Raw genomic sequence first — 12,436 nt, 5'->3', positions numbered from 1 at the left:
AGATGTGTATAAGAGACAGGGGTGGAGCGGGGTCCTCCGATCGGAGGATGCCTTCCGTGCTGGTCCTGGGCTGGCGGTCGGTCCGGACTCGGCGCTTCGGTCCAGGGCTCGGGTGGACGCCCCTCGAACAGGAGGTCGCCACGGGTCGCCATCGCGGTGATGATGGTGCAGCGCCGCGCGGGACCGTTGCGCTGGGGAGGAGTGCACGATGCACAACGGCTACGCGGTGATCGACCTCGAGACGACCGGACTCGCTCCGTCCTACGGGCATCGCGTCATCGAGATCGGGATCGTCCACGTCACGCCGGACGGCGAGGTCGAGCAGACCTTCGAGACCGTCGTCAACCCGAACCGCGACCTCGGCCCCGTGCACATCCACCGCCTCCGTGGTGCCGACATGGCGGGTGCTCCGACCTTCGCGGACGTCGCCGGTGACCTGGCAGACCGTCTGCAGGGTCGCGTCGTCGTCGCGCACAACGCCTCGTTCGAGGCGCGGTTCCTGCACGCCGAGTTCGAACGGCTCGGACACCGCTCGCCACTGAAGCAGGCGAGCAGTGCGCTCTGCACGATGCGGCTCGCGCAGGAGTTCCTCCCCGGGTCCGGCCGGAAGCTCGCCGACTGCTGCAGCGCCTACGACATCGAGCTCGTCGACGCGCACGAGGCGCTCGCCGACGCGCACGCTACCGCCCGTCTGCTCGGCGCCTACATCGGATCGTCCCGCCGTGATCCGCGCTGGACGACCTGGGGCACCCTGGCCGGCGGGCAGCGCTGGCCCGGTGTCCCGCGCAGTGGTCGGGCGTGGACCGCGCGCAACCGCTCGACCGGAGCAGGGACCCGGACCCGCGTCGATGTGGCGACGGACCGACTGCCCGTCGTCGACGGCAGCGCGGAGGCCACGCTCTATGCGGCCGTCCTCGACCGTGCGGTGTCCGAGGACCTGCTCGCCGCGAGCGACGCTGATCAGCTCGGCGCGTACGCGACCGAGTTCGGGCTGGATGCGGCTGCCCGCACGGATCTGCACCGGCGGTACTTCGGCGACCTGGTCGAAGCGGTGTGGGCAGACGGCGTCTTGACCATCCAGGACCACATCCAGCTCGAGGGAGTCGCGCGGTTGCTCGGAGTGACGGACGACGAGCTCGAGCACGCGGTGCACAGCCGGCAGCCCGCCCGCATGGGTGCACGGTGGTTCTCCGCCGCGCAGCAGCCGACGTCGACCGCGGCAGCTGCCGAGCCGTCCATCGACCTGGGTGAGGGCAGCATCGTCACCCTCACCGGTGAGATGCGGCGGAGCCGGCCGGAGATCGAGGCGGACCTCGCGCGGCTCGGCATCAAGTCGGCTCCGAACGTCACGAAGAAGACCGCCGTGCTCATCGCGGCGGACGTCGACAGCCTGTCCGGCAAGGCGCGGAAGGCGCGGGAGTACCGCATCCCCATCATCGAAGAAGACGTCCTGGAGACGGCGCTCGCTGCCGCTCGGAAGTCGTGACCGCTCGCGCGTACCCGTACAGGCGGATACGTGCGAAGTGTCATGGGAGCGTGAGGGTCCCGATTTCAGTGCGGCGCAAGCGACTCGACGCAACGCCGGCGACTGTCGCTTCCGTCATCCGACCCAGCACGGCGCTGTTCATCCGTCTCCCCCCGAACAGAGCGTGGGTCTCGCGACGCAAGATGTCTTCCGCCAGACTTCCGTTCTCCCGCAGGACATGCCGCATCGCGTTGATGATCTCACGCAGACTGATGTTTTCCACCAGACGCTCTGCTGAACCGGGGGAAGGGACGCGGAAGTCGTTCCACTGTTCGGGCGTCAGACCCACCGGCCAGATGAAGCGTTCGTCCGCGCTCCATCGGAACATAGGCGGAACGAGTTCAAGGATTGCCTGCTCTTCTTCTTCCGCCAATTCCGGCGCAACGAACGCTTCAGACACCGCCGTGACGAGAGCGCGCGCGGACACCGGTCCTTCAGCTTGCACGACTTCGTAGATGACGCTCTGCACCAGCGCTGCGTTGTCTGGCTGCCGGATGTCCCGCAGAACGACGCCGACACCAGCAGTGCGCCTTTCCCACGGAACGAACGGCTTCGCGCTTCCAACAAGAGCATCAGAGGGCCCTTGCGACTTGCCGCTCGGCTTCTCCAGGCCGGCATTAGCCGATTGCCGCAGAAGCCTTCGTGAAGTTGGCACAGCGTCAGCGAGTTGCGGCATCGATGGTCTTGCGGCGGCGTCCACCCGTTGGGATGAAGGCCGTCGATCGTCAACGTCCCCAGAAGTTGAAAGCCTCGGCGTGTCGCCGGTGACCAGCGCGGCCTCACTACCGGTGTCCGTCTCGGCGGGCGCCTTCTCATCGACGACGGCATCTCCGGCTTGTCGGGCGGTGTGTTCTACTGCGGCTGCGATGCGATCGAGGACCGCCTCCTGCGACGACAGCCACTCAGGAAGCCACACACGCTGCACGCTCGGCCAGTGCATGAGGCCCTGAAGGACTTCGGTCGGGAGGGCGTCGCGGTCAGCCACGGTGGCACGATCAGCCCAAGCCGCTGTGTCGAGGAGAACGGCCACGGTCGGTGCGTGCGGTGCGTTGGCGGAGGCAACGGCAATGTCGACCTTGAAGTCGGAAAGTCCGACGTCCGTGGTCACAGCGAGCCCACGTGCTCGAAGTGCCTTGGCGATCTCCTCCCTGTGGAGATCGGTGAGCGCGCTACTCGAGGGCGCGCTGAGCACTGCGTTGGGCCCTCGCTGCGCCAGTTCGAGGTAGGAACGCAGATGCTTGATGCCCACCGAATTCGTCTCCTCGGCGCGCAGGTCCTGCGGATCGAAGCTCGAGAACAGGATGACCTGACGCCGGGCACGTGTGATGGCGACGTTGAGCCGCCGCTCGCCGCCGGGGTTCGTGAGCGGCCCGAAATTCAGTGGTAGGACACCCTTGTCGTTCTTGCTGAACGCCGTCGAGAACAGGATCGTGTCGCGCTCGTCGCCCTGGACGTTCTCGAGGTTCTTGACGAAGAGCCCGTCGACAGCAGTGTCCAACGCTTCGCTGATCCGTTCGTCTCCAGACGACCGAAGCAATTCCTCGATCAGCGCGCGTTGCTGCGCATTGAACGTGACGACGCCGAGTGAGGGGAACGACTCGAGTGAGTGTGCGAATCTCGCTTGAATCTCCGCGACGATCGCTGCGGCTTCGACCGGATTCGTGCGGAGCGACTTGGTGGTCGCCCCGGCCCCTGCACGGATGAACGTGCCGTCGACACGGCGAAGTGAGACGCCGTGCCCGTCGATACCGTCATCGGCGGTGCCGAGCGCCGGTGCAGGGAAGGACGTCAATTGGTCCTCGTAGTAGTGCCGGTTGCTGAAGGCGATCAGCGACTCGTCCTGACTGCGGTAGTGCCAGGTCAGCTGGTACCGATCCACGCGTGCCTGCACGCACTCGGCGAGGATCGACTCCTCGTCCACCGCGACCGACTCCAACGGGCTTTCGTCGTCCTCGTCGTCGCCGAGGGCGGCTTCGGCGAACGACGTCGGCGGCATCTGCTTCGAGTCCCCGACGACCACCACCGCCCGAGCGCGGCCCATGGCGCCGATGGCGTCGGCGACGCGCACCTGCGACGCCTCGTCGAACACCACGAGGTCGAACAGCCCGCTCTTCGCCTCGAAGAACCGCGCGACCGAATCCGGGCTGACCAGGACACACGGCGTCAGTTCGGTGATGACCTCGCCGTAGGTCGACATCATCTCGCGGAGCTTCATTCGGCTGCGCTGCTTGCCGATCTCGGCTACCAGCCGGCCAGCGGGACCGGTTGCGTTCGTCGCCGTGAACGACCGCCGTGAGACGACCTGGTGTGGGATCTGCCGCGGCAGGTGGTCACGCACCTCGAGCGCCGCCGCCGTGTAGCGATCGATGTGTCGGACGTGTCCTGGGGCATCGAAGGACTCGAGACCCGTGGACTGCGCCCGCTCGCGGCGCATCGCCGCAGCGAGACCGCGCTCGAAGGCCTCGATCGCCTCTTCGGCAGGCACCGCCCCGATGAGCAGTGCGTCGTACGCGGCGGTCATGCCTGCCACTCGGAGCACCTGGAGAGCATGCCGCCACTGCAACCACGCGAGCGGCGTGACACCGGTCATCCGCGCGCCGTCGCGACCGGCTGCCGTCGCGGACCAGCGCTCGAGCAGCGGGATGTCCCGCAGCCAGCGTCGCCACGACTCGGGAGTCGCGTGGGGCATGTCGAGGAGATCACTGAGGGCTCCGGCGTACTCTTGGACGGCTGCGAGAACTGTGCCGTCGACTGGCCCTACGCGCGTCGCGCAGCGCTTGAGTGCTGCGCGGAACCGTCGATCCTCGTCAGAGGCGCTCGCGGTGTCCGTCGAACGGACGAGCTGCGTGAGATCGTCGACCTGCCGAGCGACGGAAACACGGTCGTGGTGCTCGAGCGGACTCCAGGCGGCGTCGACGTCGATGCCCGGAACGGACCGCACGCGACTGCCCAGCGATCGGGCGTGCTCCTGCATCTCAGCTGCACGGCGGGTCAGCGGTACTAGGCGCGCGTGATCGAGTTCGACGTCCGCCTGCAGGACGGATCCGAACTCCTGAGCGACGGCAGCGACGCGCTTCTTCCGGCCGAACATCCCCGATTCCTGAGCTGTCGCTGCGTCATGCGCGATCCGGGGGAGGTCCATACGGAGCACGTCGGGCCGCAGGACGGAGAGGACGTCGGTGAAGCGGTCAGCGAAGCCGGCCGTCTCAGCGCCGAGCGAGTCCACGGCGCTTCGCCACCGCTCGGTCCGCGCCTCTTCGAGCACCGGGGCGTCCACAGGCGGAGCCTCCAAGACGGCGACCAGGAGCCGGGCGTCCGCTGTCGTCGGCGCCGTGAGCACGGCCTCCAGGACGACGTCGTCGGAGGGGAGGCCCGCGAGGGCCGCATCGAAGCGCGTCACCCGCCGCGCGAGGTCGGCGGCGTCTGCTGCCTCATCCGACGGGTCCACGAACGCCCAGCTGTGGTCCGGACGAGGCTTCGCCCGGAGCGCGAGGTCCGGGAGTTCGCGCAGGACGGTCCGGATCTCATGGAGCTGTGCGGACGTCACTGTCCCGGCCATCGGGAGCGGGACCTCGAGCTCGAACGTAGTGTCGCCGGTTGCGAGCTCTGCGTTCCGAGCTGAGTAGAACGAGCGGCCAGCGGCGTTCTCGGCGTGGAGCTGCACGGCGTACCGTGCCAGCCGTCCGCGCGAGACCGCGGCGTTGTCCGAGGCCCGGCGGAGGGCTTCGGTGTCGACGAGTGGGCGCTGTGCCAGGGCTTCCCGTAGCCGTGCCCGGACCTCGACCGGCTTGCTGCCTTTGTCGTGCAGATCGAGGGTGAAGGGCCCGAGCCCGACCTGTGCGAGTCGTCGCTGCACGACATCGAGGGCCGCGCGTTTCTCAGCGACGAACAGCACTCGGCGGCCGTCCGCGATTGCCTTAGCCAACAGGTTGGTGATCGTCTGGGACTTGCCCGTGCCGGGAGGTCCTTCGAGGACGAACGTGTGGCCCTCGCTGGCGGCGGCGACGGCCTGTAGCTGTGACGAGTCGGCGGACACCGGCAGCTCTCCGAGCAGCTCGTCGAGCGCGCTGTCCGGGGCAGTGACGTCGAGATCGACCGGAGCGCCGACGAACGGCTCGGTCGGCTGGTCGATGAGGTGCTTCACCAGTGGGTTCTCGGAAAGCTCGCGCCAGTTCTCGTCGAGGTCCTTCCAGAGGCGGAACTTCGCGAATTGCAGTACCGCGAGGTCGACGGTGGGCTCGATCGTCGCGGACACGCCGGCACCCATGATCGCCCGACGGGTGGCGGCGAAGACGGCGTTGACGTCGATGCCGGATGCGTCCTGCGCCGGTTCCGCGAGCTCGGGGATGCGCAGGCCGTATTCGGCATGGAGCTTCTCGAGCAGGCTGTAGTTCGGTGTCGACGCCCCGGCGTCGTCGAGGGTGATCCGGTAAGTCCCACCTCTGGCGCGCGTCTTCAGGGTGACCGGGACGAGGATGAGCGGCGACCGGACCTCCTTGCCCTTGATGCTCCACACGAGCGATCCGAGCGCGATGTACAGGTTGTTCGACCCGGTCTCCTCCACAACGGTCTTCGCCTTGTACGCGAGGGCTTGTAACTTCCGCGTGTAGTTCACCGTCGCGGCGTCCGCGAACAACTGCCGCTTGGTCCGGAACAGGGTGGTCCGGTCCGCGTCGGGGAGCTGCGATGCCCACTGCACGCCGCGTTCGCGGACGACCGCGGGCAGTGCGTCGGACGGCAGGAGTTCGATCGACTCTCCGGCGCTGAGGACGTCCTCGAACTCCGCGAGTCCGTCGGATGCGACGAACAACGGGAACTGCGCCGTCTTCGTGAAGTTGATGAGCCGGTTCCGCAGGCTGAGGTCGAGCAGGTTGTTCTTCCACTGCCGGACCCGAGGAGGCGTTTCGTCGTCCGCCCGTGCTGCGGAGCCGTCGAAGACGGGCGGTACGTACGCGGCCGGGTCCGTCCGTTCGACCTGGTACTCGACGACCGTCACGTGGCCGTCCTGCCGGGTGACGCGCGCAGGGAGCGGCAGGATCCGCGCGACCGAGCGGGCGAGGTACAGGTCGACGTACCCGAACAGCTCGCTCAGCCCGTACGCACGGATCTTGTCCACGGAGGCCCGACGGATGTCCTCGAAGGACGCGTCCTGATCCTCGTCGGTCAGCATGGTGGTCTCCAGGACTGAGATCTGTCCCTCGGCCAGCAGGTTCCGCAACACCGTGTGGTCGTCCATCACCACGTTCGGGAGCTGCTGCTCCACGCGCCAGTAGGCGAGGAAGGCATGCCCCGGTACGACGACGATCATCGAGCGCACGCCGACACGCTCCAGGGCAGCGGCGAGCGTCGTCGCGGTGTCGAGGCACGTGCCGAAGCGGTCGTCGAGGACTTCGGCCGGCGTTCGGACTTTCTGACCGACGTCCGACCAGCTCGCAGGCGGAACGCTGTAGCGGACGTGGCGCGCGCGGATCGCCGCGACCATGGCCTGGACCGTCCGGTCGACGCGTTCCTCGTCCTGTTGGTACCCGACAAAGGACCCGTCGCCGGTCATGGACCTGAGGCGGTTCGAGGCATCGTCCATGACCGGCGCGAGTGCCGGATGGTTCGGTTGCACGTGCGCGGCGAGCATTTCGAGGGAGAGCTCGACCTGGCTCGGGACGAGGAGCCACTGGCTCGCGGCGAGGACGTGCACGTCAGCGGCCGCTTCAGCGAGGACGTCGTCACCATCACGGAGCACGGCTCGCACGAGCCCTGGTCGCGAGTCTTCGACCCGCATCATCTGCGTCGGGTCGAGTGTCAAGCCGAGATCGGTCTTCGACACGGCCTCGCTCGACGGCTCGAGATCGAAGAAGTATTCCCGCGGCTCGCCGAGTTCAGACCCCGCCGACTCGATGCTCACCGTGAGTCGGGCGTTCCTGACCGCCGGGCCCCGGTGCTGGATCGTGACTCCGGGCAGCACACGGACACGGTTGTGGGCCATCGCGTAGCTGACGATGCTGGCCCCGACGAGCGTGATCTCCGTCGAACTCGGCGAGCGACCGGGGGAGTCCGTCCGCTCGTCGGTCGGCGTCACCGATCGGGCGCTGTCGACGACCTGCGGCCGCCCAGCGGCCGACCCCACCATTGTCACTTGAAAGTCGCGCCGAAGTGACGCGGCCTGGTCAGCCTCTTCGACGGCGCTGAGGAGATCGAGGAGGCGGTAGACGCTGTCGAGTGCTCGGTAGGTGTCTGCGTCGTCGAACTCGACGTTGTGGGCCCAACGGTTCCGGACTTCACGGAGTTCTCCAGCGAGGCGACTCCCGTTCCGGTCGAGGAGCGCGTCGAAGGGACGCCCTAGACGGGGCAGCGTCTCAGTGACGATCCGGAGCAACACCTGCAGGTCGGCCTCGTCGTAGCGCCGTTCGCCGCCGCCCTTCTCGCGGTCCTTCACCGCCAGGATCTCGGTCCAGGACACGCCGGGACGCAGTCGCGGCTCCAGGGTCGATGCGACGACCGGCCGGAGACCCGCCGCGAGGGTCCGTAGTCCAGCAGCGACGTGGTCCGCGTTGTTCACCAGCGGTTCTCCCCAGTTCTCGTTGGTGGACGCCGTCGCGGTTGTGCCGCGCAGTCGTCCGACTGCCACATCGTGGCATGAGCCACCGTCAGGTGTGGACACTGGTGCGTTCCACGCACCCGTGGTTGCTCCCAAACGCTTCGGGCCCTCAGCGCTCAATGCGCGTTCGGCGTCGTGAGGTGGCGACCGATGTACCCGATGTAGATCATGCCCGAGCGATCCGAATCGTCGAAGTAGTGCATCCGCGGCGCGAATCGATCGCGATGGGTCGGCTTGAAGTGCGCCAGCATCGGTACCGCGCCGGACGCGTCCACGGACAACGGGACCGGCCGCACGCGCTCGGCGTGCATCTTCTTGTTGTTGATCACCGTCATGCTCTCCGTTGCGGCATGGCGATCCGGCGAACACTTGGTGCCCGCCTGGGCGTCGTCGTTGAGGTACATGTGAACATTGCCGGCATAGCCGTTCTTCTTCGCGTCGACGTAGTCGTACAGCACGCGCACGTACGACCAGAGGGCAGCTGCATACCGCCCCGTTCCGTCACGGTCGTCGACTTCGGCAGCGATGTCCTCGTCACCGGTGAAGACGACTCGATCACGAGCGTGATGAGCGTCGGTTCCCGCAGTGAGTCTTGCAACCAGCTCGCGGACGTCAACGGGAGCCTCCCACAGCGACTCGTCCCCGACAGGTGCGAAGCGGGCACGTTGATCTGCATCGAGGCTCCGCCGGAGCCAGTCCCGTTCACGCGCTGCCTTCCGGGCCTCATCTGCCTCGATCGCTGCCTCTACCTCGAGGTCTGCGATACGGGAGTTGAGGTCTTTGATCCTGTCGCTGAGATCCGACTCGCGGTCGCCAGCCTCAGCGAAAAGACGTTCGTACGTGTCCTTCTCGAGCGCCGCTGCCCCGATGAGCTTGTCGAGCTCGTCGAAGTGCTCCTCACGCGGGTCCGTGACCTTGAGCCAGCGAAGGACAAATGCACCGGCACGGTGCAGGAGTGTGGATGAAACGGCAGGGCGTTCGTCCGGTGCCCAGTCCATCGGGACGCGCAGAGCGCCCGTTCGCGCTGGTACGGGTTCGGAGAGGGCGGGCGCTGCCTCGCCGTGCTCCCCGTCGCTGTCGTCGCGGGCGTCTGAGCGCCGACCTTCAGCGGCCGTCGGAACGACCCCGCGGGCGCCCAGTTCCTCCGAGACGACTTCGTCGATCAGGGTGCCTCGCGCTCGTCGGGCTTCTTCTTCGAGCAACAGGCGCATCGTGCGCCGGACGTCCTTCGGCAGCTCGAGTTCGAGGAGCCGTCGCCGTATGCCGGACGCGTGCGTCGCTCGGAGTGCAACGTCTGCCTTGCCTCGCCGTATTGCCCGCGCGAAGGTCGAGGGCCCCAAGACCCTGTGTCGCACCGAATCGAAGGCCGCTTCCAGGTCGACGGAAGGCGCGAAGGTCCTGATGCGCCCAGGCTGCACAGCATGGGATGCCGGCATCAGCGAATTGAACTCGGCGACGGCGTCGTGCGTCATCACGTAGACGGACGCGACGCCGACGCTGTACTGCGTGAGGCTCTCGACGGTCTTCGCCCAGGCACTGTCTGTGTCAGCCCCGAGCGATGAAGCGACGATCACCGATGTCGAGCGGGCTTCGTCGGTCAGGACGTCGATGAGATCCCCGACTTCATCCTGCCGGACGACCTGCGGCGTGTTGGTCAGCCGAGCCGAGCCGTCACGCACTTCGACGCGGTCGAGGATCTGCCCGACGATCCGCGGTGGGGCGACCGTCAGAACCGAGTCCTCGGCTTTCTCGCTCACCCGACCGGTCTCGATCACGAGCGCTGATGTGGAGCTCCGGCCGGTCCCGCTTGTCAGCGCATAGACGGAGACGATCCACGAGCCGTTATTGCGCTCGACGAGCCGGATCAACTGCCGGCGTACTTGTCCGCGCTCGTCAGAGCGGTCGGTCACTGAGAGAACGGCCTGCGGCCCGAGTACGAAGTCACCCGACCCTTCCCAACCAGCAGTGTCGAGCGTTGCTGATCGGCGGGGACGGGTCTTGGTCAGAAGCCAAGCGCGCACCTCCTGCTCCGCCAGCTGCACTGCGTCGGTACCTACAGGCAATCGGAGCACAGCTCGGTAGCCGACCGACTGCTGCTGGGCGGCGCGCTGTGCCTCGAGAACCGCCGAACGGTCCGAGGAAGTCATCAGTCCACGCGTCTCATTCATCTTCAAGACCTTCCCGGTCAACCCACCTCACCGCACCCCGACCCAGAGCCCGTCCCGCGCCCGCGTCATCCCGACGTACAGCTCCCGGCGGTCGAGCTCACGCCGTTCCTTCGCCGACTCGGACTCCGTGAGCGGCGGGTCTGCGAGCAGCTTGGCCGGCACGTGCGGCAGGAGCACCTGCTTGAACTCGAGGCCCTTCGCCCGCTTGATCGTGCCGACACGGATCATGTCGGAACTCTTGCCGGCGTAGTTCTTCAGCGAGACGGTCGGCACCCCGGCGTCGGCGAGCAGCGCAATCACCTTGTCGGCCTGCGGGTTGGTCGCCGTCAGGATGCCGACGTCACCGCGTCCCGTGCCCACGAGACGAGAGACTTCTTCCACCCGGGCGAGCAACGCGTCGTCGTGTTCGGTCCGGCTGCGGAAGTGGTTGATGCCCGGCTGCGGTCCGGAGCGCGTCACAGCGGAGACCGAGTCGCCAGCGCCGTCGACGCCCTCGATGTCGACGAACTGGTCGTCGGCCACCATCTGCTTGGCGAACTCGAGGATCTCCGCCGTGTTGCGGTGGTTCACGTCGAGCACGACACCGCGTCCGGCGAGGCTGATGCCGACCTCTCCGAGTGTGTAGCCGCCCGGGTAGATGGTCTGCTGCCCATCGCCGATGAGGGTGAGCCCGTCGGAGCGGTCGCCGACGAGCGAGTGGAGGAGCGAGACCATCGCGCAGGACAGGTCCTGCGCTTCGTCGACGATCACCGCGTCGTACCGGTCGAGCGGGACCTCCCGCAGTGCGTCACGGGCGAGCAGGATCACGTCTTCCCAGTCGCAGCCGCCGCGCTCGCGGAGACCGGCTGAGTACGCCTCGTACAGGTCCCACACGGCCTGCCGGTCGTCAACGGTCAACCGGTGCTTCCGCCCGACGCGGGCGAGGTCCGCGTACTCATCGAAGTGGGTCAGCCCGCGTCCCTTGATGACGTGGCTGATCTCCTCCTCCCAGTAGCGACGCGTGAAGCGCGTCGCCTTCAACGGGCTGGAGGCGCTGATTGCGTTCCATGCATCGGCGAACGTGAGTTGGGCCTCCCGTCCGGGCGTGCGGAACGCGATCCCGCGTTCCTTGAGGAGGCGGGTGGCGAATGCGTGCACGTTGACGAAGTCGACGCGGCCGACCATCTCCGGCGCCAAGCGCTCGAGGAGCGACTCGAGCACTGCCGGCAGCGTGCGGATGTAGGTGGTGAAGAGGATGCGGCCACCCGTCGAACGGGCCAGGTAGGCAGCCCGGTGCAGTCCGACCACGGTCTTGCCCGTGCCGGCTGCCCCGCGGATACGGGCCGGGCCGTTGAAGCTGCGACGGACGAGCTTCGCCTGTGCGGGGTCGAGCGAGGCCATCCACTCCTCGATCGGCGCCTCGAGGATGCCGTCGAGGAGCTGACGGTCGAGCTCGTCCTGATCGACCGGCTCCGGTTGCGGCTCGGGTGCGCGAGGGACGACGGTCTGCGGGACGATCACTTGCTGGGTACTTGCGGCCGCGCCGTCCATCACCGGGAAGTGCGAGATGACGGCGGCGAGGACCTCGTCGACGCGCCTGGGGGAGAGCCGAGCCTTCGGGCGGGTGATGTGTCCGATGAGGTCGTGCGTGCCGACGATGTCGACCGAGGCCACTCGCGCCTCGATGCCCTTCTTGCCTGCGAGGGCGACGACGGCATGCACCTCACCGGGAGCGAGGCCGACGTCGGCGAGAACCTTCTCGGTGTCCCACGCGAGGTCGGCGAGGCGAGCAACGTCGTCCGTGACGTCCTCCTGGCCGCGCCTGATGCGGTCGTTGTCGATCGCGACCTCGCGCCAGGCCTTCGTGTCGACGATCCAGACGCCGGAGTTGCCGACGACGACCATGTCGACGTTCGCGGTACTACTGCCGGGCCAGCGGCGGTCGGCGAGGAGGTGGTAGCCGATGCCGGCGAGGGGTGCGAGCGTGCGTGCTGTCTCGGCCTCGGTTCGGTGGGCGACCTCGAAGCGGCCGGCGCGCTGCTCGGCCTCGTCAGCCTGGCGGCGGAGCTCGCTTGCTCTGCCGCGCTGACGGCGTGCTTCGACGCCTGCCGATTCCCCTGCGATCGTCATCGTCGTGTGCCCCTCGGGGACGCGTCGAGACGGGCGCCGCCT

At 67.7% G+C, this 12,436-nt stretch carries 4 protein-coding genes; 1 reads left to right on the top strand and 3 read right to left on the bottom strand.

The genetic code is table 11. From position 1 onward, the window contains the following. Positions 1-208 precede the first annotated feature (208 nt). A complete protein-coding gene (locus DEJ16_RS13665) occupies positions 209-1,486 on the top strand; it encodes an exonuclease domain-containing protein (RefSeq protein WP_110826110.1) in 1,278 nt (425 codons plus the stop codon). Between the two features lie 40 nt (positions 1,487-1,526). Here DEJ16_RS13665 and DEJ16_RS13660 read toward each other — a convergent pair whose 3' ends face one another. From DEJ16_RS13660 to DEJ16_RS13650, 3 genes are all read right to left on the bottom strand, one after another. Then, positions 1,527-8,078: a DUF4011 domain-containing protein gene (locus DEJ16_RS13660; RefSeq protein ID WP_258365992.1), complete on the bottom strand. Its 6,552-nt coding sequence runs from the start codon at positions 8,076-8,078 to the stop codon at positions 1,527-1,529. A 155-nt stretch (positions 8,079-8,233) separates the two neighbouring features. Then, positions 8,234-10,285, bottom strand: a complete 2,052-nt coding sequence (locus tag DEJ16_RS16020; protein WP_110899803.1) for a hypothetical protein — start codon at positions 10,283-10,285, stop codon at positions 8,234-8,236. 27 nt (positions 10,286-10,312) lie between these two features. Continuing rightward, positions 10,313-12,394 (bottom strand): nuclease-related domain-containing DEAD/DEAH box helicase, encoded by a 2,082-nt coding sequence (locus DEJ16_RS13650; protein ID WP_110826107.1) that lies wholly within the window; start codon positions 12,392-12,394, stop codon positions 10,313-10,315. Positions 12,395-12,436: the final 42 nt, after the last annotated feature.

The organism is Curtobacterium sp. MCJR17_055 (assembly GCF_003224335.1).
Classification (GTDB): Bacteria; Actinomycetota; Actinomycetes; order Actinomycetales; family Microbacteriaceae; genus Curtobacterium.
This window is presented reverse-complemented; position numbering and strand designations above follow the sequence as displayed.

What these genes read in the sequence shown, in the direction of transcription:
- DEJ16_RS13665 (WP_110826110.1), top strand. Translation starts at nt 209, where the DNA reads ATGCACAACGGCTACGCGGTGATCGACCTCGAGACGACCGGACTCGCT.
- DEJ16_RS16020 (WP_110899803.1), bottom strand. Translation starts at nt 10,285, where the DNA reads ATGAATGAGACGCGTGGACTGATGACTTCCTCGGACCGTTCGGCGGTT.
- DEJ16_RS13650 (WP_110826107.1), bottom strand. Translation starts at nt 12,394, where the DNA reads ATGACGATCGCAGGGGAATCGGCAGGCGTCGAAGCACGCCGTCAGCGC.